A 25,907-nucleotide genomic window follows, 5' to 3' on the forward strand; every position below is an offset into this window, starting at 1 on the left:
CCGCGCACTGCCGCGCCGGCTTACTGTCCGTAATGCACGACGAGCGTCGCGGTGCCGATCGCCAGCGTGCCGATCTCGTGCTCGAACATCGGTGCGGGGCGCCCCTGCGCAACGCGCAGGTCGTCGCCCTTCAGCGCGTAGACGGTGATCACGTAGCGGTGCGGCTTGCCGGGTGGCGGGCACGGGCCGCCGTAGCCGTCGATTCCGAAGTCGTTGCGCGCTTCGCTCGCGCCGATGCGCCGCAGGAAGCCGGATGCGCTCGCGTCGGCGGGCAGGCTCGTGACGGTGAGCGGCAGGCTCGCGACGGCCCAGTGCCACCAGCCGTGCCCCGGCGCGTCGGGATCGAAGATCGTGACCGCGTAGCCGCGCGTGCCGGGCGGCGGGTTGTGCCACGCGAGCTGCGGCGAGTGGTTGCCGCCCTTGCAGTCGCCGCGGTCGAACACGTTCGCTGCACGGACGCGCCCGCCCGGCGTCAGGTCGTCGCTCGTCACGGTGAACGCGGAGGAGTCCGCATGCGACGGCATGCAGGCGAAGGCGGCGGCGCAGAGGAAGGCAAGGGCGAGCGGAGACGGGCCGTTCGATGGCGCAGGCGGAGTGATCCGGCGATCCACACGCATATGGCGCTTCTCCCGTCACGTGGGCCGGGCGGATGAGCCCGGCCTCGTTTGTTGTCGCGAAGGTGATTGCGGCGATGGATCAAGTCTAGCATTAGGGTTCGATGAGCGACGCATGTCGTGACAGATCGCCGCGATGGACCCGGCGCGCGGCGCGAAAAAAAAGCCGCCCGCCGTGAGGCGAGCGGCTCGTGCCGCGATGGCGCCGGCTGTCCGCCGGCGCGGCATCACTCCTGGGCGCCGGTCGCGCCGCCGTGCGCCGCCGACCACTCGGCCGGTGCGTGCAGGAATTTCTCGACTTCGTCGAGCGTCTTCGTCTCGAAGTAGCCCGAGGCCTTCGCGACGCGCAGCACGTCCCACCACGTGGCGAGCGCGTGCAGGTCGACGTCGATGTCCTTCAGGACCGACACGCTTTCCTTGAAGATGTCGTAGTGGAACAGCACGAAGCAGTGGTTCACCGTCGCGCCCGCGGTGCGCAGCGCGTTGACGAAGTTGATCTTGCTGCGGCTGTCGGTCGTCAGGTCTTCCACGAGCAGCACGCGCGAGCCTTCTTCCAGATGGCCTTCGATCTGCGCGTTGCGGCCGAAGCCCTTCGGCTTCTTGCGCACGTACTGCATCGGCACCATCATCCGGTCCGCGATCCATGCCGCGAACGGGATGCCGGCCGTCTCGCCGCCCGCCACCGCGTCGATCTGCTCGAAGCCGATGTCGCGCGTGATCGTCGTTTCGGCCATTTCCATCAGCGCGCGGCGCACGCGCGGATACGAAATCAGCTTGCGGCAGTCGATATAGACGGGGCTTGCCCAGCCGGACGTGAAGATGAACGGTTTTTCTGCGTTGAAGTGCACTGCCTGCACTTCGAGCAGGATTTTGGCGGTCGTATCCGAGATCGACTGACGATCGTAGCCTGTCATGGGCATTCCTTGGGTGATGAGCGAAGAGCGGGCGCGGGCCCGGTGGCGCAGCAAGGGGAACCTGCCCTGGGGGCCGGGGCGCGATCGGAGGGCCAATCGCATCGCTGCGCGCGTAGCCCGCTATTTTACCCGATTCGGGCTGGTTTCGATGGACTTTGCGCGCGCTTGCCGCTGTGTACGGAACGGTCCGGAATAAACGGGGCTTGATCGGCGGGCCGCTGCGGGGCCCACGATGCCGCGCCGCAGCAACGTTCGTCATGCGCGGGGGTGTACACTAGGCGACCCTTAGAAATCGTTCAGTACTTTGTACTTTCCTCTTGCCATCCGCCAAGGTTCGATGGCGTGCCGACCCGGCGTGCAACGGCCGTCGCAGTCGAATACCCCCTCGATCCACGCATCCGCGGCTCAAGGTGCTGCGTACTGAGCACTCGCATTTCTCTTTCGCATGTCTCTCGCAGGTCAATCATGGACGAACAACTGAAGCAGGCGGCACTCGCCTATCACCAGAACCCGAAACCCGGCAAGATTTCGGTCACCCCGACCAAGCCGCTGTCGAACCAGCTCGACCTGTCGCTCGCGTATTCGCCGGGCGTCGCCGCTGCGTGCGAAGCGATCCACGCCGATCCGCTCGATGCGCAGAAGTACACGTCGCGCGGCAACCTCGTCGGCGTCATCACGAACGGTACGGCCGTGCTGGGCCTCGGCAACATCGGCCCGCTGGCCGCGAAGCCGGTGATGGAAGGCAAGGGCTGCCTCTTCAAGAAATTCGCGGGCATCGACGTGTTCGACATCGAACTGTCGGAATCCGACCCCGACAAGCTCGTCGAGGCGATCGCGATGCTCGAGCCGACGCTCGGCGGCATCAACCTCGAGGACATCAAGGCGCCGGAATGCTTCTACATCGAGCAGAAGCTGCGCGAGCGCATGAAGATCCCGGTCTTCCACGACGATCAGCACGGCACCGCGATCATCGCGTCGGCCGCGATCCTGAACGGCCTGAAGGTGGTCGGCAAGAAGCTCGCCGAAGTGAAGCTCGTGTGCTCGGGCGCGGGCGCCGCGGCCATCGCGTGCCTGGACCTGCTGGTGAACCTCGGCCTGACCAGGTCGAACATCCTCGTCGCCGATTCGAAGGGCGTGATCTACGAAGGGCGCGGCAATCTCGATCCGTCGAAGCAGCGCTATGCGGCGACCACCGACGCACGCACGCTCGCCGACGCGATCGTCGGCGCGGACGTGTTCCTCGGCTGCTCGAGCGCGGGCGTGCTGAAGCAGGACATGGTCAAGACGATGGGCGACAAGCCGCTGATCCTGGCGCTCGCGAACCCGGAACCGGAAATCCGCCCGGAAGACGCGAAGGCCGTGCGCCCGGACGCGATCGTCGCGACCGGCCGTTCGGACTACCCGAACCAGGTCAACAACGTGCTGTGCTTCCCGTTCATCTTCCGCGGCGCGCTCGACGTCGGCGCGACGACGATCACGGAAGAAATGAAGCTCGCGTGCGTGCGCGCGATCGCCGAACTGGCGGAAGAAACCGACCAGAGCGAAGAAGTCGCGAAGGCGTATGAGGGCCACTCGCTCGAGTTCGGGCCGGACTACCTGATTCCGAAGCCGTTCGATCCGCGCCTGATCATCAAGATCGCACCGGCCGTCGCGCAAGCCGCGATGGATTCGGGCGTCGCCACGCGTCCGATCCAGGACATGGACGCCTACCGCGAGCAGCTCGGCGCGACCGTCTACCGCACCGGCATGGTGATGCGCCCGGTGTTCGCGACCGCGAAGCAGAAGCAGGCGCGCATCGTGTTCGCCGAGGGCGAGGACGAGCGCGTGCTGCGCGCCGCGCAGTTCGTGCTGCAGGAGAAGATCGCGAAGCCGATCATCGTCGGCCGTCCGTCGGTCGTCGACATGCGCCTGCAGAAGATCGGCTCGAAGCTCAAGGCCGGCACCGATTTCGAAATCGTCGATCCGGAAGACGATGCGCGCTACCACCGCTACTGGCAGGCGTATCAGGAAATCGGCGCGCGCGACGGCGTGACGCCGGAAGTCGCGAAGGCGGCGATGCGCAAGTTCAACACGCTGATCGGCGCGATGCTCGTGCACCTGGGCGACGCGGACGGGATGATCTGCGGGATGATCGACACGTTCCACAGCCATCTGAAGTTCATCGAGCAGGTGCTGGGCCGCGCGAAGGGCGCCGAGCACTTCGCCGCGATGAACCTGCTGATGCTGCCGGGCCGCAACCTGTTCGTGTGCGACACGTACGTGAACGAGCTGCCGAGCGCCGAACAGCTCGCCGACATGACGATCCAGGCCGCGGCGGAGATCGAGCGCTTCGGCATCGCGCCGAAGGCCGCGCTGCTGTCGAACTCGAACTTCGGCAGCGCGCCGTCGGCGTCGTCGCGCCGGATGGGCGAGGCCCGCAAGCTGATCGTCGAACGTGCGCCGAACCTGGAAGTCGACGGCGAAATGCACGGCGACGCGGCGCTGTCGGAAATGATCCGCAAGCAGGCGTTCCCCGGCACGACGCTGTCGGGCGAAGCGAACCTGCTGATCATGCCGAACGTCGAAGCGGCGAACATCGCGTACAACCTTCTGAAGATGGTCGGCGGCGAAGGCGTGACGGTCGGTCCGTTCCTGCTCGGCGCGGCGAAGCCGGTCCACATCCTGACGCCGGCTGCGACCGTGCGCCGGATCATCAACATGACGGCCGTTGCCGCCGCGAACGTGAACACGCAGTAAGTTCGCGCGAGCGGTCGCGCCGCGCTTCGCGCGCGGCGCAAAACAAAACGCCACGGAAGCCGGGTTCCGTGGCGTTTTTTTGTGTGAAATCGGACATGTCCCACGATCGCATATGGTTTTCGTGCCAGTTTGGAGTCCGTCCCATTGTCGATACCGACCCGCTTCGCTAGATTCTTGTCCGACATGAAACAGGGCAAGCGGGGCGCACGCCGTCAGGCGATGCACGGCCGTATATGAAGCATGGTGAACGGAACGGACAAGACAGGCCGGCGCACGGAAGCCGCGGCAAAGGCACGAATGAAGCGAAGCGCGGGCGGCACGGGCGTCGCGACGGCCGCGCTGATGTTGACTGCGCCGTATCTGGGTTCGTGCGCGCCGGACGATTCCGATACGACGCAGATACACCCGCCGGCGTCGCTCGCATCGCCGGTGCCTGCGTCGCCGACGAGCGCGGCAACGGGTGCGCGGCCTGTTGCGGAACTGGCCGGTCCGCCGGTGCGGTCGCCCTTCGACGTGGAGAAGAAGGTGGCTTCCCGCCCGGGCCGGCCCGCGTTTCGCGCGCCGTCGTTCGCGCCGGCCCGGCGTTCGGCCATCGCCGTCCTGCTTGACGACCGGCTGCTCGGCGGGCCGTCGCCGGTCGGGCTGGCCGACCGGCCGCCGCTGCCGAGCGGGCCGTTGCCGGACGAGGGCTTCGATCCATTCCAGCCGCATCTCGACGGCCCGGTGCTCAGCTATGCAGGAACCGCCGCGTCATTGCGTGCGCGCACGACCGACTGTGCGCGGTTTGCCTGCATCGCGGCTCCGGCGTTGCCGCCGCTGCCGGGCGGCACCGTCGTCGTCCAGCGGGCCGGGCCGGCGGATTCCCCGTTCTATGCCGATCAGGTGGCCGACGCGCTCGCGCGCCATCCCGCATTCGGCGGCACGCCGGCGCCGGGCGAGGCCGGCGACGCGTCGGGCTCCGCATTGGCCGGCGTGCCGTTTTACGCGGATCAGATCGCGGAAGCGCGCATGCGCCCGCCGTCCGGCGACGCGTCGCCGCGGCCCATGGCCATGGCTGCCGACGTCGTCGCGTCGCTCGTTTCCCGGGTCCCGTTCGACGTTCCCGATCCCAAGCCGGTCGCGTCGCCGAGCATCGCGTTGTCCACGCTGGGCGGTGAGACCGGCTATCACGCGTTGCTCGAGCGACGTGCCGCGTTCACCGAGCCGCGGGTGCTGGCGGGCTTGCTTGACGCGCTGAAGCCGACGCTGACCGCGTCGCCGTTGCCGCCGATGCGGGTTGCCAGGCTGGCGGCGTCGCTCGATGGCCGGTTGCCCGTCGGGCCGCAGATGTCGGCGAGCGCTGACGAGCTTGCGGCGCAGGTCGCCAGCATCGGCGGCCGTCCGGCTCCGGTTGTGGCCGATGCGCGTGCGGAAGGCGGGATGGGGCTCGCTGTGCCTGGGTGGCGCGTTACGATGCGCGCACGCACGGACGCGGTGTCCGGTGCCGGTGCGGGCGAGCGAAGCCGGTTCGGCCGTGGCGCGCGCGCCAAGACGATCGGCCGCGGCGCCGAGGGGCTTCCAACGATCGTTGCCGACATGCGGACCACGTCGCCGGCGTATGATGCGCGCGCGACGGCGCGGCCGGCCGCCGTCTCCGGTTTGCCGAGCGCGGTCGAAATCGCCGCGGCCCTGGTCCAGTCAGAGGGGAGCGGACGTTCGCCCGCAGCGAAGCGCAAGCCGAACCGGACGACGCGCGACGCGGCGATGTATTCCGTCGATGCCGGGCGCGACACGGGCTGGCGCGCGGCGACCGCGACGACAGTGGCTGACGAACGATACCGCCGCCCGCGCTGGGGCGGCGTGGTCTACGACAACATCATGGCCTCGGTTGCAGCTACGGCGCCGGTCGCGCGGGGCCGCACCGTCAACGTCGACATGCCGCGGCGCGGCGCATATGGCGACGTCGCGATGAGTGTGGCGGCCCTCGCGTCGAACAGGCCGTCCTAGGGCGACGCCGACCCGAAGCGTGCCGCGGATCGGCTGCGCGTCCTGATGTGCGCAGCGAACTCGTGCGGCCGCTCCCGGCCGCACGAACCGCTTCCGCCTTGCGCGGCTACGCGACGTGCCGTGTCGTGCCGTCCTGCGGTGCGCGCCAGCGCGCGACGAGGTCGCGCCACTTGATGCGCACGGCCTGCAGGTTGCGCTCCTTCACGTGGCCGTAGCCGCGGATGCCGTCCGGCAGCGCCGCGAGCTCGAGCGCGAGCGGGCGGTTGGCCGCGTTCAGCTTGGCCAGCACTTCGCCGATCAGCGCTTCGTACTCGCCGATCAGCGCGCGCTCGGAGCGGCGTTCCTCGGTGCGGCCGAACGGGTCGAGCCCCGTGCCGCGCAGGAACTTCGCCTTCGCGAGCCAGCGGAAGGCCGTCATCATCCACGGGCCGTACGCCTTCTTCACCAGGTGGCCGTGTGCGTCCGTCTTCGCGAACAGCGGCGGCGCGAGGTGGAATTTCAGCTTCCAGTCGCCTTCGAACTGCGCGGACAGGCGCGCGAGGAACGCGGGATCGGACTGCAGCCGCGCGACCTCGTATTCGTCCTTGTACGCCATCAGCTTGAACAGGTTGCGGGCGACCGCTTCGGTCAGCGGCTCCTGCACCACCGTGTCGCCGTCCGCCAGTGCGCGCTCGGCCGCGCGCACCTTGTCGACGAACGCCGCATAGCGCGCCGCATACGCGGCGTTCTGGTACGCGGTGAGGAATTCCACGCGCTTCGCGATCAGTGCGTCGACCGCCTTCTTCGTGTGCAGCGCGATCACCGTGGCGCCTTGCGCGGGACGCGCGTCGCCGGCCGCGGCCTGCTTCACGCTCGCCAGGTCGTACGCGGCGCGGCGGCCCCAGTCGAATGCCGCACGGTTCTTCTCGACCGATACCGCATTCAGCTCGATCGCGCGGACGAGCGACGCGAGCGTGAGCGGCAGCCAGCCTTTCTGCCATGCGTAGCCGAGCACGAACGGGTTCGTGTAGATCGCGTCGCCGAGCAGCGCGACCGCGAAGCGGTTCGCGTCGATGAAATCGACGGCTTCGCCCGCCGCCGCGCGGATGTCGTTTTCGGCGGACAGGCCCGGGAACGCCCAGTTCGGGTTCTTGATGAATTCGGCGGTCGGCGTCTGCGCACTGTTGACGACCACGCGCGTCGTGTCGTGCCGCATCCGCGACGTGCACTCGTCGCCGGCCGTGACGATCGCGTCGCAGCCGATCACGAGGTCGGCTTCGCCCATCGCGATCCGGGTCGCGTGGATGTCGGTCGGCGCGTGCGAGATCTGCACGTGGCTCATCACGGCGCCGCCCTTCTGCGCGAGGCCGGTGACGTCGAGTACGGTCACGCCCTTGTTTTCGAGGTGCGCGGCCATCCCGAGCAGCGCGCCGATCGTGACGACGCCCGTGCCGCCGACGCCCGTGACGAGCACGCCGTATGCGCGGTCGATGTCCGGCAGCGTCGGTTCGGGAATGGGCGGCAGCGCGTCGCCGTCGACCGACACGGCCTTCGGCTTCTTCAACTGGCCGCCCTCGACCGTGACGAAGCTCGGGCAGAAGCCCTTCACGCACGAGAAATCCTTGTTGCAGCTCGACTGGTTGATCTGGCGCTTCGTGCCGAATTCGGTTTCGAGCGGCTCGACCGACAGGCAGTTCGACTGCACCGAGCAGTCGCCGCAGCCTTCGCACACCGCGTCGTTGATCACCACGCGCTTCGCCGGGTCCGGATACGTGCCGCGCTTGCGGCGGCGGCGCTTCTCGGTCGCGCAGGTCTGGTCGTAGATCAGGATCGTCGTGCCTTCGATCTCGCGCAGCTCGCGCTGCACGTCGTCGAGCTGGTCGCGGTGATGAATCGGCACGCCCGGCGCGAGCAGCGCCTTCTGGCTGTCGTACTTCTCCGGCTCGTCGGTGACGATCACGATCTTCTTCGCGCCTTCGGACGCGAGCTGGTGCGTGATCTGCGGCACCGTCAGCACGCCGTCGACCGGCTGCCCGCCCGTCATCGCGACGGCGTCGTTGTAGAGGATCTTGTAGGTGATGTTCGCTTTCGACGAGATCGCCGCGCGCACGGCCAGCAGGCCCGAGTGGAAATAGGTGCCGTCGCCGAGGTTCGCGAACACGTGCTTCTCGTCCGTGAACGGTGCCTGGCCGATCCACGGCACGCCTTCGCCGCCCATCTGGCTGAAGGTGCTCGTGCTGCGGTCCATCCACACGGTCATGTAGTGGCAGCCGATGCCGGCGATCGCGCGCGAGCCTTCCGGCACGTTGGTCGACGTGTTGTGCGGGCAGCCGGAGCAGAACCACGGCTTGCGCTCGGTCTGCACGTGCGGCTTCGCGAGCGCCATTTCCTTCGCGTTGATCACCGCGAGCCGCGCGGCGATGCGCGCGCGCACGTCGGACGGCAGCTCGAATTTCTCGAGGCGCGTCGCGATCGCCTTCGCGATGATCGCGGGCGACAGTTCGTAGTGTGCGGGCAGCAGCCAGTTGCCCATCGGCACCGACCATTCGCCGCCGGCGCCGTCCTTTTCGTCGAACTTGCCGAACACGCGCGGCCGCTGGCCGTCGGGCCAGTTGTACAGCTCTTCCTTGATCGCGTATTCGAGGATCTGGCGCTTTTCCTCGACGACGAGGATTTCGTCGAGGCCGCGCGCGAACGCCTGGGCGCCCTGCGCCTCGAGCGGCCACACGCAGCCGACCTTGTAGAGCCGGATGCCGATCCGCGCGCAGGTTTCGTCGTCGAGGCCGAGGTCGGTCAGCGCCTGGCGCACGTCGAGGTATGCCTTGCCGCCCGTCATGATCCCGAAGCGCGCGTTCGGCGAATCGATCTCGATGCGGTCCAGCTTGTTCGCGCGCACATAGGCGAGCGCCGCGTACCACTTGTAGTCGAGCAGCCGCGCTTCCTGCACGAGCGGCGGGTCGGGCCAGCGGATGTTCAGGCCGCCTTCCGGCAGGATGAAGTCGGTCGGCAGCACGATTTCGGTGCGATGCGGGTCGATGTCGACCGATGCCGACGATTCGACCACGTCCGTCACGCACTTGAGCGCGACCCACAGGCCCGAGTAGCGGCTCATTGCCCAGCCGTGCAGGCCGAAATCGAGATATTCCTGCACGTTGGACGGGAACAGCACCGGCAGCCCGCACGCCTTGAAGATGTGTTCGGACTGGTGCGCGAGCGTCGACGATTTCGCCGCGTGGTCGTCGCCGGCGAGCACCAGCACGCCGCCGTGCTGCGACGAGCCGGCCGAGTTCGCGTGCTTGAATACGTCGCCGGTGCGGTCGACGCCCGGGCCCTTGCCGTACCACATGCCGAACACGCCGTCGTGCTTCGCGCCGGGGTACAGGTTCACCTGCTGCGAGCCCCACACGGCGGTGGCGGCGAGATCTTCGTTGAGGCCGGGCTGGAAGACGATCTGGTGGGCCGCGAGGTGCTGCTTGGCCTTCCAGAGCGAGAGGTCGAGGCCGCCGAGCGGCGAACCGCGGTAGCCGGAGATGAAGCCGGCCGTATTGAGGCCGGCGGCGCGATCGCGTTCCTGCTGGAGCATCGGCAGGCGCACGAGGGCCTGGATGCCGCTCATGTACGCGCGACCGCGCTCCAGTGTGTATTTGTCGTCAAGCGTGACGGACTTCAGCGCGGCTTCTAGCGACGCGCGTTGGTCTGCGTCTAGCGGGGCATTCATTAACTGTCTCCTCCACCCAGTCTGGGATCACCAAAACTTCGGTTGCGTCGGCATCTTTTGGACGCGTCGGCAGTGGCCGGCATGTTCGCCGGTTTTAAGCGATGGTAGCACTGGGGCAAACCCGCCGCTCGTCGTCAAAATTGCCGTGTCGGCCCGGCTGCGAGCACGTTTTACGCGTTACATCATGTAAAAGCATGTAAAGCCGCGCACATCGTCCGGCACTTGCCGTTAATCTTGTCGGCCTGCCGGAGGTGCCCGCCGGCGTCGATTGTCATGACGAAAGCGGGGAGGCGCCGGCAGTTTTACAGGAGGTGCAATGAACACACGTCATATCCAGAGTTTCCTGATCGTGTCCGCCGCGTTTTTCTCGATGACCGGCCCGGTGCACGCGCGAGGCGCGAGCGCACTGGCGGCAGCCGGCGCGCAGATGAGCCGGATCGCGCCCGCGCGGCACGCCGATGTGCAGCCGTCGGGCGTGCGCCTGGTCGTGCCGGGAGCGAATGCGCATTGATCCGGCCGGGCGGCCGCACCGGCCGCGCCGATGAACGTCGATGAAAAAAGGGCGGGAATCCTCGGATTCCCGCCCTTTCTATTTGCGCCGACGCCCGCCCGCTGCCGCCGGGCGTGCCGCGCCGCGCGCGTCAGGCCTTGTCCTGCACGACGCCGCGGCGGATCTGGTCGAGCTCGATCGATTCGAACAGCGCCTTGAAGTTGCCTTCGCCGAAGCCCTGGTTGCCCTTGCGCTGGATGATCTCGAAGAAGATCGGCCCGATCTGGTTCTCGGTGAAGATCTGCAGCAGCAGGTCGTCGCGCGCGCCGTCGATCAGGATCTTGCGCTTCTTCAGTTCTTCCAGCGATTCGCCGTGGTTCGGCACGCGGCGGTCGACCAGTTCGTAATACGTGTCGATCGTGTCGAGCAGCTTTACTTCCTTGCTGCGCAGGCCGTCGACCGCCTGGTAGATGTCGCTGGCGCCGAGCGCGATGTGCTGGATGCCTTCGCCGTGGTATGCGTCGAGGTATTCCTGGATCTGGCCGGCCGTATCCGAGCCTTCCTCGTTGATCGGGATGCGGATCTTGCCGCACGGCGACGTCATCGCCTTCGACTTCACGCCCGTCACCTTGCCTTCGATGTCGAAGTAGCGCACTTCGCGGAAGTTGAACAGGCGCTCGTAGAACTCGGCCCATTCCTGCATGCGGCCGCGATGCACGTTGTGCGTCAGGTGGTCGATATAGGTGAGGCCGTGGCCGACCGGGTTCGGGTTCGCGCCGGCGATCGGTTCGAAGTCGACGTCGTAGATGCTGATGTCGCCGATTGCGCCCGGCTGCGCGCCGTTCTTGCCGCGCCAGCGGTCGACGAAGTAGATCAGCGAATCGCCGATACCCTTGATCGCCGGGATGTTCAGCTCCATCGGGCCGGTCTTGTTGTCGAAGCCCCATGCGCCGAGTTCGAGCGCGCGCTTGTACGCCTTCGCGGCGTCCTGCACGCGGAACGCGATCGCGCAGATCGACGGGCCGTGCAGGCGCGCGAAGCGTTGTGCGAACGAATCGGGTTCGGCGTTGATGATGAAGTTGATGTCGCCCTGGCGGTACACCGTCACGTCCTTGTGGCGGTGGCGCGCGATCGCGGTGAAACCCATCCGTTCGAACAGTTGTCCGAGCGCTTTCGGGTCCGGTGCCGTGTATTCGATGAATTCGAAGCCGTCGGTGCCGACGGGGTTGTCCCAGTTCGGGATCTGCATGCTTGTCTCCGGAGGCGCGCCGCGACGCGCGTGTTGAATCGATGTGTGCGACAAAGTGTAGCGGGCGAGGGGAGGCGGAAACTTGCGAATTTGAGCGCGGCTGACTACAGTGGCGCAATTTACAGTCTTGAATTCATGCTTGGGGGGCAGAAGATGGCGCAAGCCGAATTGGATGCCATCGACCGGCGGATTCTCGCGATTCTGCAGGAGAACGGGCGCCTGTCGAACCAGGAGATCGCCGAGCGTGTGAACCTGTCGCCGAGCCCGTGCCTGCGGCGGATCCGGCGGCTCGAGGAGATCGGCGTGATCACCGGTTATGTCGCGCTGCTGAATCCGCAGAAGCTCGGGCTCGACCTGCTCGCGTACGTGAGCGTGCGGCTCGAGAAACGCGGCGGCCTGGCACCGGTGCGGGTCGACGAAACGTCGGCGCGCGCGGGCGCGACCCATGCGGAGCTGTTTCGCGCGGCCGTGCAGACCTGGCCGGAAGTGGTCGCGTGCCACGCGATGACGGGGGACATGGATTACCTGCTGCGCGTGCAGGTCGAGGACATGGCGCATTTCTCCCGCTTCGTGCAGGAGCATCTGCTGCATCACCCGTCGGTGATCGACGTGAAGACGAGCTTTTCGCTCGAATGCTTCAAGGAGACGACGGCGTTGCCGATTCGTTCGGTGCGCTAGTGCGCGGCGGGGGGGAGAGAGGGGCCGGGCGCGCGGAGGGCGCGGCCCGGCTGGCCGACGTTACGCCGTCAGGGCGGCGGGCATCAGCGATTCGATGAACTTCGTGGTGCGGCGCGCCTGGCGCTTCATCGCATAGTCGAACACCGCGGCCTGCTCCTGCAGCATCTCGGCGATGATCGTCGAGTGATCGGCCGGCGGCAGCGACAGGTACGCATCGGCTTCGCCGTATGCATACTCGATCCGCATCCCGGATTTCTTCGCGATGTGCATCATCGTCGCGTTACGCGACAGGCAATGCATGTACAGCATCGTCACGTGCGTGTTGCGGCTGCGGATCGCCGCGCGCTCGAACAGCTTCGAGCCGACACCGCGGCCGCGTGCGCTTTCGAGCACCGACACGCCGAATTCGGCCGTGCGCTTGTCGCCCTCGGCCGGCAGGTAGGCCAGGTGGCCGACGCCGATCAGTTCGAGGTCGTGGTCGAACACGCCGAACACGGTGTCGCGACCGAAGTCGATCGTGCGGACATAGTTCTCGATCACGTGGTCGGGCACCATCTGGCCGAAGCGCAGCAGGCGGTCCTCTTCGTCGAGCGAGAGAAAGTGGGTGAGCATTTGCTCACGGTCTTTGGAAGCCAGTTCCCTGACGAGAACCGGCGCAGTACCGACCGTGCCGACGACTTCGGCAGGGTTGAATTGCGTGTTCATCGTGGGTTCCTCAGTGTGTGGCTGCACAAGCGGGTTGTGCAATGCAACAGCATTTTACCCGACCGCCAGCCCTCGGATTGGGGAAAACCCGTATTTGACGATGTTTGATCTGGAGGATGAATTCTAAATCCGCTTAGTTAATTCTCTATCTATTTGATTATAAACGTATTTAAAATTCATCATATGAAATGCGCGGCGAGTGGTCACAGTGTGCCCGTCGCGCAACGCTTGCTGCTGCGCGGCAATCAGGTGGCCGTCGACAGCCCGCGTTCGATCAGGTCGATCACCTGCTCGGCGAAGTCGCGGTAGCCGAGGCGGCCGCCGGGCTTCAGCCACGTGAACGTCCAGTTGATCATCCCGAACACCATCATCGTCACGGAAGTCTGGTTTTCCTTCGAGATGCGGTCCGGGTACGCGCGCGCCAGCTGGCGCGTGAATGCCGCGACGATGTCGCGCTGGCGGTCGAGCACGATTTCGCGCTGCGCGTCCTCGAGATACTTCACGTCGTTGAGCAACGCGACGTGGCGGCTGTGCGATGTCTCGTATTCGGCGAGGAACGCGCGCACGAGCTCCGCGAACGCGTCGCGCTCGCTGAGGCCGCGCCGCTGGCTCGCCCCTTCGACCTCGGCGATGATCAGCATCAGCCGTTTCGTGTAGCGGTCGAGCAGGTCGAACAGGATCGCTTCCTTGCTCTCGTAGTAGTGGTAGAGGCGTGCCTTCGACGTGCCGCTCGCGGTCGCGAGATCGGACATCGACGTGCTCGGGTAGCTCGTCTGCGCGAATTTGTCGGCGGCCAGATCGAGGATCTGCTCGCGCTGGGATTCGTGGTCGGGCGCTCGGGTACGGGCCATGGTCGAATGCGGAAGATTAGCGGTGCGCGGCGGCCGCGCGGGCCGCGCGCACCTGCGTGGAAGAGAGGGCGTCGGGCGAGTCGTTCTGCAGCTCGAGCCGGCCGGCCGCCGCGAGTTCGCGGCAGCGCCACCAGGCGATCGAGTCGCTGACGAACAGCCCGCCGCGATCGGCGTCGGCCATGATGCTGCCGACGAGGCGCCGCGCGGGCACCCAGTCGGTTTCCGCGCGCGCGACGATCAGCGCGTCGAGTTCTTCATAGTGGCCGCTCTTGATCGTGTTGCTGACCCAGTAGCGCAGTTCGGCGTTCTGGTGTTTCGCCTCCTGCCATTCGAGCGCGAGGCGGCCGATGCGCAGCACCGAGATCGGCGCGGCCACCGGCCGCTTGCGCGCCAGTTCGGCGGGCGAGAACATGCCGGTCGCGCACGCCTGGTCGGTGCGCGACAGCGACGCGCGCTGCGCCGAATCGAGGTCGGCGGCCGACAGCCGCACTTCGTTCAGGCGTTGCGGGACATTGCGCAGGTGATAGGCGACGCGCCGCAGCAGCAGCTTGTCGCCGACGCTCGGCGCATGCCACACCACCACCTGGCCCGTCTCCGTCGCCAGCTGGTCGAGGCGTGCGAACTCGGCTTCGATCTCTGCGTTCCAGTCGGGAATCTGGTCGCCGAGCACGCGCTGCCAGAAGGCTGCGCGCGTGTCGGGCGTCTCGTCGGCGCTCTTGAGCGGCCCGACGCCGAGATCGTCGAGCAATCCGACGACGTGCTCGTCGCGCCCGGCTTGCGCGAGTGCCTCGCGCAGCGACGCGGCGGCGGTGCCGCCCTGAATCACATGAATGGTACTCATCGGCCTGTCGTCAACAAAAGAAAACCGCCGGCCGGGCGGACGTTGCGATGTCCAGCCGGCCGGCGGCTCCTAGTGTAAGCGAGATGTGTGACGGCGAGAAACCGTCCGGCGCCGCGACGCGACGTCGCTCAACGCTCGTCGAAGCTCACGACGACCTTGTCGCTGATCGGGTGGCACTGGCACGTGAGCACGAAGCCGTCCTTCACTTCATGCGCCTCGAGCGTGTAGTTCTTCTCCATCCGCACTTCGCCCTCGAGCACCTTCGCGCGGCACGTGCAGCACACGCCGCCCTTGCACGCGTACGGCAGCGCGAGGCCCGCACGCAGGCCGATATCGAGCAGGCTCACGCCTTCGTACGGCAGCCGCAGCTTGCGCTTCTTGCCGTCGAGCACGATTTCGAGGTCGGCGGCCGGCGTCTGGTCGGTGATTTCGACGACCGGCGCGCCGGCCTGCGGCAGCGGCGTGCCGAAGCGCTCGACGTGCACCTTCGCCTGCGGCACGCCGGCTGCCTTCAGCGCGGCTTCGGCCGCATCCATCATCGGCGCGGGGCCGCAGATGAACGCCTCGTCGATCGCGTCGGCCGGCGTCAGCGTGCCGAGGAATTCCGCGCATTTCGCCTGGTCGAGCACGCCGTTGAACAGCTCGACGTCCTGCTGGTCGTCCGACAGCACGTGATAGAGGACGAAGCGGTTCATGTAGCGGTTCTTCAGGTCCTCGAGCTCCTCCGCGAACATGATCGCGTCGACGCTGCGGTTGCCGTAGATCAGCGTGAACGTGCTGCGGGGCTCCAGTTCGAGCGTCGTCTTCACGATCGCGAGTACCGGCGTGATCCCGGAGCCGCCGGAGAACGCGACGTACTGCTTGCCGTGGTCGGCGTTCAGGTGCGTGAAGAAGCGGCCGTCCGGCGTCATCACGTCGATCGTGTGGCCGGGCTTCAGCGAGTCGAACGCGAAGTTCGAGAAGCGGCCGCCGCGCACGCGCTTGATGCCGATGCGCAGTTCGCCGTCACGGTCGTAGTCCGTCGTGCCGACGCAGATCGAATACGAGCGGCGCGTTTCCTCGCCGTCGATGTGGGTCTTCAGCGTGACGAACTGGCCCTGCGTGAAGCGGTACGCGTCGCGCAGCTCGGGCGGCACGTCGAAGGAGACGGTCACGGCGTCGGCGGTCTCGGGCCGCACGTCGCGGATACGCAGCGGATGAAATTGCGGGGTCGCCATATCGATTAATAGGGTTTGAAGTAGTCGAAGGGTTCGCGGCAGTCGACGCAGCGATACAGCGCCTTGCAGGCCGTGGACGCGAATTGCGCGAGACGCTCGGTGCGGGCCGAGCCGCAGCGCGGGCATGCGGGCGCCGCGACCGGCCGCGGCACGAAGCGCACGACGTTTTCCCGCGGCGCGGCGGTGCCGCACTGGCCGACCGGCGGCGCGATGCCGTACGCACGCAGCTTGTCGCGCGCTTCCTGCGTGATCCAGTCGGTCGTCCACGCGGGCGCGAGCACCGTCTCGATCCGGTGCGGCGGCAGGTCGGCGGCCTGCAGCGCGGCGGCGATGTCTTCGGCGATCTGCGACATGGCCGGGCAGCCCGAGTAGGTCGGCGTGATCACGACCTCGAGCTGGCCGTCGTCCGCGCGGCGGACGTCGCGCAGGATGCCGAGTTCGCGGATCGACACGACGGGGATCTCGGGGTCGGGCACGGCTTCGAGCACGTCCCACGCGCGGGCGAGCAGCGGATCGGCGTGGTGCGGGGCGGGTGAGGCGGCGAAGGCGGATGAGGCGGACATCGCGGGGCTCCGTTTGACGTGCGCGTTACCAGGTCGCGCCGGGGTGCTGGCGTGCGAGGCTTTGCAGTTCCGCGAGCAGGTAGCCCATGTGTTCCGAATGCTCGCCCTGCTTGCCGGTCGTCACGTGCTGCACGGGGGCCGGCAGCGTGAGCGTCGCCTCCGCGAGCGCGTTATCCACGTCCGCGCGCCACGCCGCTTCGAGCGCGGCCGGTGCCGGGGCGATGCGCCGCGCGGCGATCGCGTCGTCCACCTGGTCCGCCGCGAAGAATTCGCGCGTATACGGCGTCAGGTAGTCGAGTGCGTCCTGCGCGCGACGGTGCGACTCGTCGGTGCCGTCGCCGAGGCGCACGAGCCACTCGCGGGCGTGCTGCACGTGATAGCGGGTTTCCTTCACCGATTTCGCGGCGATGGCGGCCAGCGTCGCGTCTTCCGACGTTTCGAGCGCGCTCCACGTGTGCAGCATCAGCGCCGAGTACAGGAAGTTGCGCACGATCGTCACCGCGTAGTCCTTGTCGGCGTGCGCGGTGCCTGCGATCGGGCCGTAATGCGGCAGTTCGGCGAGCGTGAAGTTCGCGAACTCGCGCTCGGTGCGGAAGTACGCGTAGTCGTCCTCGGTCTTCGTCGCGCCGGTGAGCTGGCGTTCGAGTTCGGCCGCATGCGTATACAGCATGCGCGCCTGGCCGATGAGGTCGAGGCTCATGTTGGTGAGCGCGATGTCTTCCTCGAGGATCGGGCCGTGGCCGCACCATTCGGCATTGCGCTGACCGAGGATCAGCGTGTTGTCCGCGAGGCGCAGCACGTAGGAGAGGTGTTCGGGCGTGATCGTCATGGCGCGGGGCGTTACATGTGGTTGACTTCGTCGGGCAGCGTGTAGAACGTCGGGTGACGATAGATCTTGTCGCCCGCCGGCTCGAACAGCTCGGCCTTTTCGTTCGGATCCGACGCGGTGATCGCCGACGACGGCACCACCCAGATGCTCACGCCTTCCTGGCGGCGCGTGTAGACGTCGCGCGCCATGCGCAGCGCCATCGACGCGTCGGCGGCGTGCAGGCTGCCGCAATGCTTGTGGTCGAGCCCTTGCTTGCTGCGCACGAACACTTCCCAGATCGGCCATTCCTTGTTCATCACTTTCTCCTGAATCCCTGAATTCGATGGTGGTGCCGCTCAGGCGGCGTGCTGTTCGGCCCGCGCGCGGCGCTTTGCTTCGTGGGCGAGGGCGGCTTCGCGCACCCATGCGCCGTCCTCGTGCGCTTTCACGCGGGTCGCGAGGCGTTCCTTGTTGCACGGGCCGTCGCCGTTGACCACGCGCCAGAATTCGTCCCAGTCGATCGTGCCGAAGTCGTGGTGGCCGCGCGCCTCGTTCCACTTCAGGTCGGGATCGGGCAGCGTCACGCCGAGCACCTTCGCCTGGTCGACCGTCGCGTCGACGAACTTCTGCCGCAGGTCGTCGTTCGTGATCCGCTTGATGCCCCATTTCGCGGACTGGTTGCTGTGGACCGAATCGGCGTCGCTCGGGCCGAACATCATCAGCACCGGCCACCACCAGCGGTTCACGGCCTGCTGGACCATCGCGCGTTGCGCGTCGCTGCCCTTCATCATCGACAGCAGCGCGTCGAAGCCTTGGCGCTGGTGGAACGATTCTTCCTTGCACACGCGGATCATCGCGCGCGCGTAGGGGCCGTACGTGCAGCGGCACAGCGGGATCTGGTTCATGATCGCGGCGCCGTCGACCAGCCAGCCGATCACGCCGACGTCGGCCCAGGTCGGCGTCGGGTAGTTGAAGATGCTCGAGTATTTGGCCTTGCCGGCGTGCAGCGCGTCGATCAGCGAATCGCGCGATACGCCGAGCGTTTCGGCCGCGCTATAAAGATAGAGGCCGTGGCCGGCTTCGTCCTGGACCTTCGCGAGCAGGATCGCCTTGCGCTTCAGGCTCGGCGCGCGCGAGATCCAGTTGCCTTCGGGCAGCATGCCGACGACTTCCGAGTGCGCGTGCTGCGAGATCTGGCGAACCAGCGTCTTGCGATAGGCGTCGGGCATCCAGTCCTGCGGTTCGATCTTGCCGTCGGCGGCCATGACCGCATCGAACCGCGCCTGCTCGGGCGACTCGGCTGCGGCGTCGAGCGGCGCGACGTTGCCGGGGATGTCGAGGGATTGCGTGTACATGGCGAGGCTCTCGTCCGGTTGAATGTGTGCGAAGTATAAACCAACCGACCGGTCGGTTAATAAATTATTTGGGCGATAGCGCGTGTGATGCGGGTAAACGACAGGACGGGGGCGAAGTCGTGCCGATGGGGAACGAGTGGCGGCGCGCGGTGCCGAACCGCATCTGCGGCACAATGCCCGCTTTCCGACGAGGATTTTGCCGATGTCATTTCGCAGCAGTCTTGCCGCGGTCGCGCTGGGCGCGTCCGTTCTCCTGTCGCCGCTGGCCGCCGGCGCTGCGCAGGCGGGGTGGGTTGCCGCGTGGGCGACCGCGTTGCAGCCGATTCCCGACCTTGCCGCACCGCCGCCGCTTTATCGCGCGCCCGACGTGGCGGGCCGGACGGTCCGGCAGATCGTCTACCCGACGGTGACGGGCCGGGCGGCGCGGATTCGGCTGAGCAATGTGTACGGTAGTGCGCCGTTGGTCGTCGAATCGGCGAGTCTGGCGCGGGCCGGCGACGGCGCGGCGTTGGCGGACGGTGTGCCCGTTGCGGTGCGGTTCGGCGGGCGGGCGTCGGTGACGCTGGCGCCGGGCCAGGAACTCGAAAGCGATCCGGTGGGGATCGACGTGGCAACCGGTCGGCCTTATGCGGTCAGCCTGTATATGGGAGCGCGCCAGCGGATGACGGTCTGGCACCGCGTGTCGAACCAGGTCAATTACGTATCGGGGCCTGGAGATCACACGAAGGACGCCGGCGCCGGTGCGTTCCGCACCCGCTTTACTCAATTCGCGTGGGTGACCGAACTCGCGGTCGAGACCGGTTCCGCGCGCGCCAGCGTAGCCGCGATCGGCGATTCGATCACCGACGGGCTGCGCTCGAGCGTGAACCGGAACCGTCGCTGGCCGGACGCACTGGCGCGTCGGCTGGCGGAGTCGGACGCGGTCGGTGTGGTGAATCTGGGCATCAGCGGGAACCGGCTGCTCAGCGATTCGGCGTGCTACGGCACGTCGCTGCAATCCCGCTTCGAGCGCGATGCGTTGTCGCGCGCGGGCGTCAAGGCGGCAATCGTGCTGATCGGGATCAACGACATCAACTTTGCGGCGATGCCGCCGCGCGCGGGGCTCGATTGCGACCACCCGCATACGCAGGTCACGGCTGCGTCGCTGATCGACGGTTACCGCCGGCTGATTGATGCGGCGCACCGTCAGGGCGTGAAGGTCTTCGGCGCGACGTTGACGCCGGCCGGGCTGCCGGCGGGGCGCGAGGCGATCCGGCTCGAGGTGAACTGGTGGATCCGGAGCGGTGGCGGGTTCGACGGTGTGGTGGACTTCGACGCGGTGCTGCGCGATCCGGCGCGCCCGAGCGTGCTGCAGCGCCGGTTCGATAGCGGCGACGGCATTCATCCGAGCGATGCGGGATACACGGCGATGGCCGACGCGGTGTCGGTCGAGCAACTGCAGGCCGCGGTTGCTGGGAAGTGAGGGGCTCGGGAGCGGCGCACTTTTCTTGCTATATATAAGAGGGCACGGCTGAGCGTCATCCATCGCGTCCCGATTCATCGGCGTAAAAGCCCCCGTGCGCGGCAGCGCACGGGGGCTTTTGAATTTATTTCGCGAACCCCCTTGCGCTTGGCGCGGGAGGTGCTTAGAATCACGCCTCTTTCGCGCTAACGGAAACGCGGCGTGGAAGAGGGAAGGAAGTTGAACCCCGCAGTCGCAACGATGTAGTGAAAAAAGTTGTTGACGCGCTGCGAAACACGGTTCATAATCTCGCTTCTCTGCTGCTGAAAACGCAGCGCTGCTGAGAAAGACGGTTTTCTCGCGGACACGTTCTTTAAAAATTAACAGCCGATAAGTGTGGGCGCTTGATGACAGCGAGCCGATCGTCAGATCGGATTAGCAAAAGTATCAAGAGTCTCACACTAAAGTAAGTCAGGTTTATGAAGCAATTCATATTCCTGTCAGCTTTGAGTGAGCGACCGGTTCTACGGAACCGAAAACAGTAACAGGTTTGAACTGAAGAGTTTGATCCTGGCTCAGATTGAACGCTGGCGGCATGCCTTACACATGCAAGTCGAACGGCAGCACGGGCTTCGGCCTGGTGGCGAGTGGCGAACGGGTGAGTAATACATCGGAACATGTCCTGTAGTGGGGGATAGCCCGGCGAAAGCCGGATTAATACCGCATACGATCCACGGATGAAAGCGGGGGACCTTCGGGCCTCGCGCTATAGGGTTGGCCGATGGCTGATTAGCTAGTTGGTGGGGTAAAGGCCTACCAAGGCGACGATCAGTAGCTGGTCTGAGAGGACGACCAGCCACACTGGGACTGAGACACGGCCCAGACTCCTACGGGAGGCAGCAGTGGGGAATTTTGGACAATGGGGGCAACCCTGATCCAGCAATGCCGCGTGTGTGAAGAAGGCCTTCGGGTTGTAAAGCACTTTTGTCCGGAAAGAAATCCCTGGTCCTAATACGATCGGGGGATGACGGTACCGGAAGAATAAGCACCGGCTAACTACGTGCCAGCAGCCGCGGTAATACGTAGGGTGCGAGCGTTAATCGGAATTACTGGGCGTAAAGCGTGCGCAGGCGGTTCGCTAAGACCGATGTGAAATCCCCGGGCTCAACCTGGGAACTGCATTGGTGACTGGCGGGCTAGAGTATGGCAGAGGGGGGTAGAATTCCACGTGTAGCAGTGAAATGCGTAGAGATGTGGAGGAATACCGATGGCGAAGGCAGCCCCCTGGGCCAATACTGACGCTCATGCACGAAAGCGTGGGGAGCAAACAGGATTAGATACCCTGGTAGTCCACGCCCTAAACGATGTCAACTAGTTGTTGGGGATTCATTTCCTTAGTAACGTAGCTAACGCGTGAAGTTGACCGCCTGGGGAGTACGGTCGCAAGATTAAAACTCAAAGGAATTGACGGGGACCCGCACAAGCGGTGGATGATGTGGATTAATTCGATGCAACGCGAAAAACCTTACCTACCCTTGACATGGTCGGAATCCTGAAGAGATTCGGGAGTGCTCGAAAGAGAACCGGCGCACAGGTGCTGCATGGCTGTCGTCAGCTCGTGTCGTGAGATGTTGGGTTAAGTCCCGCAACGAGCGCAACCCTTGTCCTTAGTTGCTACGCAAGAGCACTCTAAGGAGACTGCCGGTGACAAACCGGAGGAAGGTGGGGATGACGTCAAGTCCTCATGGCCCTTATGGGTAGGGCTTCACACGTCATACAATGGTCGGAACAGAGGGTCGCCAACCCGCGAGGGGGAGCTAATCCCAGAAAACCGATCGTAGTCCGGATTGCACTCTGCAACTCGAGTGCATGAAGCTGGAATCGCTAGTAATCGCGGATCAGCATGCCGCGGTGAATACGTTCCCGGGTCTTGTACACACCGCCCGTCACACCATGGGAGTGGGTTTTACCAGAAGTGGCTAGTCTAACCGCAAGGAGGACGGTCACCACGGTAGGATTCATGACTGGGGTGAAGTCGTAACAAGGTAGCCGTATCGGAAGGTGCGGCTGGATCACCTCCTTTCCAGAGCTATCTCGCACAAGTTGAGCGCTCACGCTTATCGGCTGTAAATTAGGACAGACTCAGGGGTCTGTAGCTCAGTCGGTTAGAGCACCGTCTTGATAAGGCGGGGGTCGTTGGTTCGAATCCAACCAGACCCACCATTGTCTGACGTGGAAACCTGAGAGTCTCTGTACACATGGGGGCATAGCTCAGCTGGGAGAGCACCTGCTTTGCAAGCAGGGGGTCGTCGGTTCGATCCCGTCTGCCTCCACCACAATCTTCAATGCGAAGTGCTTGGTTCGAAAGCGAACCGAGGATTTGGCATTGGCGATTGAGCCAGTCAGAGTGATGCAGGTAACTGTATCGGCTGTCGTTCTTTAACAATCTGGAAGAAGTAAGTAATTTGGATAGCGCAAGCGTCTTTGAGATGGACGTGGAAACTATCCGGGTTGTGATTGTATCGATGTATCTCAAGATGATTCGAACTTCATGTTCGGCTCAATTGGAATACGGCACAACGCGAGAACTCAACCTGTAACGAGACAGACTCGTTATAGGGTCAAGCGAACAAGTGCATGTGGTGGATGCCTTGGCGATCACAGGCGATGAAGGACGCGGTAGCCTGCGAAAAGCTACGGGGAGCTGGCAAACAAGCTTTGATCCGTAGATATCCGAATGGGGAAACCCACTCCGTATGGAGTATCCATGGCTGAATACATAGGCCATGCGAAGCGAACGCGGTGAACTGAAACATCTAAGTAACCGCAGGAAAAGAAATCAACCGAGATTCCCAAAGTAGTGGCGAGCGAAATGGGATGAGCCTTGTACTCTTTATTTGTATTGTTAGCCGAACGCTCTGGAAAGTGCGGCCATAGCAGGTGATAGCCCTGTAGGCGAAAACAGTATGAAAGAACTAGGTGTACGACAAGTAGGGCGGGACACGTGAAATCCTGTCTGAAGATGGGGGGACCATCCTCCAAGGCTAAATACTCGTGATCGACCGATAGTGAACCAGTACCGTGAGGGAAAGGCGAAAAGAACCCCGGGAGGGGAGTGAAATAGATCCTGAAACCGCATGCATACAAACAGTCGGAGCCTCGTAAGGGGTGACGGCGTACCTTTTGTATAATGGGTCAGCGACTTACGTTCAGTAGCAAGCTTAACCGTATAGGGCAGGCGTAGCGAAAGCGAGTCCGAATAGGGCGTTCAGTTGCTGGGCGTAGACCCGAAACCAGGTGATCTATCCATGGCCAGGATGAAGGTGCGGTAACACGTACTGGAGGTCCGAACCCACTAACGTTGAAAAGTTAGGGGATGAGCTGTGGATAGGGGTGAAAGGCTAAACAAACCTGGAAATAGCTGGTTCTCTCCGAAAACTATTTAGGTAGTGCCTCGTGTCTCACCTTCGGGGGTAGAGCACTGTCATGGTTGGGGGGTCTATTGCAGATTACCCCGCCATAGCAAACTCCGAATACCGAAGAGTGCAATCACGGGAGACAGACATCGGGTGCTAACGTCCGGTGTCAAGAGGGAAACAACCCAGACCGCCAGCTAAGGTCCCCAAATATGGCTAAGTGGGAAACGAAGTGGGAAGGCTAAAACAGTCAGGAGGTTGGCTTAGAAGCAGCCACCCTTTAAAGAAAGCGTAATAGCTCACTGATCGAGTCGTCCTGCGCGGAAGATGTAACGGGGCTAAGCCATATACCGAAGCTGCGGATGCGTGCACTCCTTCAAGTGCACCGAGCTTGTCGCCACGCAGTGGCGACAAAGCACCCAACAATGATCGTTGCGGTGTGATGAGCGGTGGATTTGAAGGAGTGTACGCATGGTAGGAGAGCGTTCCGTAAGCCTGCGAAGGTGCCTTGTAAAGGGTGCTGGAGGTATCGGAAGTGCGAATGCTGACATGAGTAGCGATAAAGGGGGTGAAAGGCCCCCTCGCCGTAAGCCCAAGGTTTCCTACGCAACGTTCATCGGCGTAGGGTGAGTCGGCCCCTAAGGCGAGGCAGAAATGCGTAGCTGATGGGAAGCAGGTCAATATTCCTGCACCGTCGTTAGATGCGATGGGGGGACGGATCGCGGAAGGTTGTCCGGGTGTTGGAAGTCCCGGTCGCTGCATTGGAGAAGGCGCTTAGGCAAATCCGGGCGCAGGATTCAAGGGTGTGGCGCGAGCGCTCTAGGGCGCGAAGCAATTGGAAGTGGTTCCAAGAAAAGCCTCTAAGCTTCAGTCTAACGATGACCGTACCGCAAACCGACACAGGTGGGCGAGATGAGTATTCTAAGGCGCTTGAGAGAACTCGGGAGAAGGAACTCGGCAAATTGGTACCGTAACTTCGGGATAAGGTACGCCCTTGTAGCTTGACTGGCCTGCGCCAGGAGGGTGAAGGGGTTGCAATAAACTGGTGGCTGCGACTGTTTAATAAAAACACAGCACTCTGCAAACACGAAAGTGGACGTATAGGGTGTGACGCCTGCCCGGTGCCGGAAGATTAAATGATGGGGTGCAAGCTCTTGATTGAAGTCCCGGTAAACGGCGGCCGTAACTATAACGGTCCTAAGGTAGCGAAATTCCTTGTCGGGTAAGTTCCGACCTGCACGAATGGCGTAACGATGGCCACACTGTCTCCTCCCGAGACTCAGCGAAGTTGAAGTGTTTGTGATGATGCAATCTACCCGCGGCTAGACGGAAAGACCCCATGAACCTTTACTGTAGCTTTGCATTGGACTTTGAACCGATCTGTGTAGGATAGGTGGGAGGCTATGAAACCGGAACGCTAGTTTCGGTGGAGCCGTCCTTGAAATACCACCCTGGTTTGTTTGAGGTTCTAACCTTGGCCCGTGATCCGGGTCGGGGACAGTGCATGGTAGGCAGTTTGACTGGGGCGGTCTCCTCCCAAAGCGTAACGGAGGAGTACGAAGGTACGCTAGGTACGGTCGGAAATCGTGCTGATAGTGCAATGGCATAAGCGTGCTTAACTGCGAGACCGACAAGTCGAGCAGGTGCGAAAGCAGGTCATAGTGATCCGGTGGTTCTGTATGGAAGGGCCATCGCTCAACGGATAAAAGGTACTCTGGGGATAACAGGCTGATACCGCCCAAGAGTTCATATCGACGGCGGTGTTTGGCACCTCGATGTCGGCTCATCTCATCCTGGGGCTGTAGCCGGTCCCAAGGGTATGGCTGTTCGCCATTTAAAGAGGTACGTGAGCTGGGTTTAAAACGTCGTGAGACAGTTTGGTCCCTATCTGCCGTGGGCGTTGGATATTTGAAGGGGGCTGCTCCTAGTACGAGAGGACCGGAGTGGACGAACCTCTGGTGTACCGGTTGTGACGCCAGTCGCATCGCCGGGTAGCTATGTTCGGAAGAGATAACCGCTGAAAGCATCTAAGCGGGAAACTCGCCTTAAGATGAGATATCCCTGGGGACTTGATCCCCTTGAAGGGTCGTTCGAGACCAGGACGTTGATAGGTCAGGTGTGTAAGCGCAGTAATGCGTTCAGCTAACTGATACTAATTGCCCGTAAGGCTTGATCCTATAACAAGGCTGTCTCGATAGCCGTTAGCGCTTCAGCGCTTACGGATATCGAGCGTCGAGTGCGAGGCACTCGACGTACTGCGGTTGAAGTGCCGCGTATGTGTGAGATACAGCTCACAACCTCAATTACTGCTTCTTCCCAGATTGGTTCTGTTGGCCCAGCCAGCAG

17 protein-coding genes, 2 tRNA genes and 2 rRNA genes are annotated in these 25,907 nt (G+C 64.2%); 9 read left to right on the forward strand and 12 right to left on the reverse strand.

Annotated features, from left to right (window positions below; all coding sequences use genetic code 11):
- Positions 1–20 precede the first annotated feature (20 nt).
- The gene (locus tag WT26_RS04710; protein WP_069272293.1) at positions 21–617 is read right to left on the reverse strand and encodes a YbhB/YbcL family Raf kinase inhibitor-like protein; all 597 of its coding nucleotides are present in this window, start codon (positions 615–617) and stop codon (positions 21–23) included.
- A 224-nt stretch (positions 618–841) separates the two neighbouring features.
- On the reverse strand, positions 842–1,528 hold the full coding sequence (locus tag WT26_RS04715) for an orotate phosphoribosyltransferase (protein ID WP_034183954.1): 687 nt from the start codon (positions 1,526–1,528) through the stop codon (positions 842–844).
- A gap of 465 nt (positions 1,529–1,993) precedes the next feature.
- Here WT26_RS04715 and WT26_RS04720 point away from each other — a divergent pair, with 465 nt between their 5' ends.
- Entirely contained in the window at positions 1,994–4,264 is a 2,271-nt protein-coding gene (locus tag WT26_RS04720) for an NADP-dependent malic enzyme (protein WP_059528285.1), read from the forward strand.
- Between the two features lie 675 nt (positions 4,265–4,939).
- The gene (locus tag WT26_RS04725; RefSeq protein WP_196222139.1) at positions 4,940–6,250 is read left to right on the forward strand and encodes a hypothetical protein; all 1,311 of its coding nucleotides are present in this window, start codon (positions 4,940–4,942) and stop codon (positions 6,248–6,250) included.
- 106 nt (positions 6,251–6,356) lie between these two features.
- On the opposite strand, the gene WT26_RS04730 is transcribed toward WT26_RS04725, so the two are convergent.
- Positions 6,357–9,947: an indolepyruvate ferredoxin oxidoreductase family protein gene (locus WT26_RS04730; RefSeq protein WP_069272294.1), complete on the reverse strand. Its 3,591-nt coding sequence runs from the start codon at positions 9,945–9,947 to the stop codon at positions 6,357–6,359.
- Positions 9,948–10,263: 316 nt separating this feature from the next.
- Here WT26_RS04730 and WT26_RS04735 point away from each other — a divergent pair, with 316 nt between their 5' ends.
- On the forward strand, positions 10,264–10,458 hold the full coding sequence (locus tag WT26_RS04735; RefSeq protein ID WP_069272295.1) for a hypothetical protein: 195 nt from the start codon (positions 10,264–10,266) through the stop codon (positions 10,456–10,458).
- A 130-nt stretch (positions 10,459–10,588) separates the two neighbouring features.
- Here WT26_RS04735 and hppD read toward each other — a convergent pair whose 3' ends face one another.
- Positions 10,589–11,686 carry a 4-hydroxyphenylpyruvate dioxygenase gene (hppD, locus tag WT26_RS04740; protein ID WP_059528292.1) on the reverse strand — a complete coding sequence of 366 codons (1,098 nt, stop codon included), beginning with the start codon at positions 11,684–11,686 and terminating at the stop codon, positions 10,589–10,591.
- Positions 11,687–11,839: 153 nt separating this feature from the next.
- On the opposite strand from hppD, the gene WT26_RS04745 reads away from it, so the two are divergent.
- Entirely contained in the window at positions 11,840–12,364 is a 525-nt protein-coding gene (locus WT26_RS04745) for an Lrp/AsnC family transcriptional regulator (protein WP_059528294.1), read from the forward strand.
- Between the two features lie 60 nt (positions 12,365–12,424).
- Here WT26_RS04745 and WT26_RS04750 read toward each other — a convergent pair whose 3' ends face one another.
- From WT26_RS04750 to paaA, 8 genes are all read right to left on the reverse strand, one after another.
- The gene (locus WT26_RS04750) at positions 12,425–13,069 is read right to left on the reverse strand and encodes a GNAT family N-acetyltransferase (RefSeq protein WP_069272296.1); all 645 of its coding nucleotides are present in this window, start codon (positions 13,067–13,069) and stop codon (positions 12,425–12,427) included.
- 245 nt (positions 13,070–13,314) lie between these two features.
- On the reverse strand, positions 13,315–13,920 hold the full coding sequence (locus tag WT26_RS04755) for a TetR/AcrR family transcriptional regulator (RefSeq protein ID WP_069272297.1): 606 nt from the start codon (positions 13,918–13,920) through the stop codon (positions 13,315–13,317).
- A 16-nt stretch (positions 13,921–13,936) separates the two neighbouring features.
- Positions 13,937–14,761 carry a DUF1835 domain-containing protein gene (locus WT26_RS04760; protein ID WP_069272298.1) on the reverse strand — a complete coding sequence of 275 codons (825 nt, stop codon included), beginning with the start codon at positions 14,759–14,761 and terminating at the stop codon, positions 13,937–13,939.
- Positions 14,762–14,889: 128 nt separating this feature from the next.
- The gene (gene paaE, locus WT26_RS04765) at positions 14,890–15,978 is read right to left on the reverse strand and encodes a 1,2-phenylacetyl-CoA epoxidase subunit PaaE (protein ID WP_059667660.1); all 1,089 of its coding nucleotides are present in this window, start codon (positions 15,976–15,978) and stop codon (positions 14,890–14,892) included.
- 5 nt (positions 15,979–15,983) lie between these two features.
- The gene (paaD, locus tag WT26_RS04770) at positions 15,984–16,541 is read right to left on the reverse strand and encodes a 1,2-phenylacetyl-CoA epoxidase subunit PaaD (protein WP_069272299.1); all 558 of its coding nucleotides are present in this window, start codon (positions 16,539–16,541) and stop codon (positions 15,984–15,986) included.
- Positions 16,542–16,566: 25 nt separating this feature from the next.
- Positions 16,567–17,370, reverse strand: coding sequence for a 1,2-phenylacetyl-CoA epoxidase subunit PaaC (paaC, locus tag WT26_RS04775; protein WP_069272300.1), 804 nt, complete (start codon positions 17,368–17,370; stop codon positions 16,567–16,569).
- 11 nt (positions 17,371–17,381) lie between these two features.
- Positions 17,382–17,666: a 1,2-phenylacetyl-CoA epoxidase subunit PaaB gene (gene paaB, locus WT26_RS04780; protein WP_010092957.1), complete on the reverse strand. Its 285-nt coding sequence runs from the start codon at positions 17,664–17,666 to the stop codon at positions 17,382–17,384.
- Between the two features lie 39 nt (positions 17,667–17,705).
- Positions 17,706–18,704, reverse strand: coding sequence for a 1,2-phenylacetyl-CoA epoxidase subunit PaaA (paaA, locus tag WT26_RS04785; RefSeq protein WP_059528306.1), 999 nt, complete (start codon positions 18,702–18,704; stop codon positions 17,706–17,708).
- 202 nt (positions 18,705–18,906) lie between these two features.
- Between paaA and WT26_RS04790 the strand changes: the two genes are divergently transcribed.
- The 5 genes from WT26_RS04790 (at position 18,907) to WT26_RS04810 (ending at position 25,738) form a co-directional block, all read left to right on the forward strand.
- Positions 18,907–20,166, forward strand: coding sequence for an SGNH/GDSL hydrolase family protein (locus WT26_RS04790; RefSeq protein WP_069272301.1), 1,260 nt, complete (start codon positions 18,907–18,909; stop codon positions 20,164–20,166).
- 531 nt (positions 20,167–20,697) lie between these two features.
- Positions 20,698–22,228: ribosomal RNA gene (locus tag WT26_RS04795) — 16S ribosomal RNA — on the forward strand.
- A 63-nt stretch (positions 22,229–22,291) separates the two neighbouring features.
- Positions 22,292–22,368: transfer RNA gene (locus WT26_RS04800), tRNA-Ile, on the forward strand.
- A 37-nt stretch (positions 22,369–22,405) separates the two neighbouring features.
- A tRNA-Ala gene (locus WT26_RS04805) sits at positions 22,406–22,481 on the forward strand.
- Between the two features lie 283 nt (positions 22,482–22,764).
- Positions 22,765–25,738, forward strand: a 23S ribosomal RNA gene (locus WT26_RS04810).
- The 16S and 23S rRNA genes sit together here with 2 tRNA genes alongside, the layout of an rRNA operon.
- Positions 25,739–25,907: the final 169 nt, after the last annotated feature.

Origin of the sequence: Burkholderia cepacia (assembly GCF_001718835.1) — a bacterium.
GTDB lineage: Bacteria > Pseudomonadota > Gammaproteobacteria > Burkholderiales > Burkholderiaceae > Burkholderia > Burkholderia cepacia_F.

Excerpts from the sequence above, each read along its gene's own strand:
- WT26_RS04710 (WP_069272293.1), bottom strand. The coding sequence starts at position 617 with ATGCGTGTGGATCGCCGGATCACTCCGCCTGCGCCATCGAACGGCCCG.
- WT26_RS04715 (WP_034183954.1), bottom strand. The coding sequence starts at position 1,528 with ATGACAGGCTACGATCGTCAGTCGATCTCGGATACGACCGCCAAAATC.
- WT26_RS04720 (WP_059528285.1), top strand. The coding sequence starts at position 1,994 with ATGGACGAACAACTGAAGCAGGCGGCACTCGCCTATCACCAGAACCCG.
- WT26_RS04730 (WP_069272294.1), bottom strand. The coding sequence starts at position 9,947 with ATGAATGCCCCGCTAGACGCAGACCAACGCGCGTCGCTAGAAGCCGCG.
- WT26_RS04735 (WP_069272295.1), top strand. The coding sequence starts at position 10,264 with ATGAACACACGTCATATCCAGAGTTTCCTGATCGTGTCCGCCGCGTTT.
- hppD (WP_059528292.1), bottom strand. The coding sequence starts at position 11,686 with ATGCAGATCCCGAACTGGGACAACCCCGTCGGCACCGACGGCTTCGAA.
- WT26_RS04745 (WP_059528294.1), top strand. The coding sequence starts at position 11,840 with ATGGCGCAAGCCGAATTGGATGCCATCGACCGGCGGATTCTCGCGATT.
- WT26_RS04750 (WP_069272296.1), bottom strand. The coding sequence starts at position 13,069 with ATGAACACGCAATTCAACCCTGCCGAAGTCGTCGGCACGGTCGGTACT.
- WT26_RS04755 (WP_069272297.1), bottom strand. The coding sequence starts at position 13,920 with ATGGCCCGTACCCGAGCGCCCGACCACGAATCCCAGCGCGAGCAGATC.
- WT26_RS04760 (WP_069272298.1), bottom strand. The coding sequence starts at position 14,761 with ATGAGTACCATTCATGTGATTCAGGGCGGCACCGCCGCCGCGTCGCTG.
- paaE (WP_059667660.1), bottom strand. The coding sequence starts at position 15,978 with ATGGCGACCCCGCAATTTCATCCGCTGCGTATCCGCGACGTGCGGCCC.
- paaD (WP_069272299.1), bottom strand. The coding sequence starts at position 16,541 with ATGTCCGCCTCATCCGCCTTCGCCGCCTCACCCGCCCCGCACCACGCC.
- paaC (WP_069272300.1), bottom strand. The coding sequence starts at position 17,370 with ATGACGATCACGCCCGAACACCTCTCCTACGTGCTGCGCCTCGCGGAC.
- paaB (WP_010092957.1), bottom strand. The coding sequence starts at position 17,666 with ATGAACAAGGAATGGCCGATCTGGGAAGTGTTCGTGCGCAGCAAGCAA.
- paaA (WP_059528306.1), bottom strand. The coding sequence starts at position 18,704 with ATGTACACGCAATCCCTCGACATCCCCGGCAACGTCGCGCCGCTCGAC.
- WT26_RS04790 (WP_069272301.1), top strand. The coding sequence starts at position 18,907 with ATGTCATTTCGCAGCAGTCTTGCCGCGGTCGCGCTGGGCGCGTCCGTT.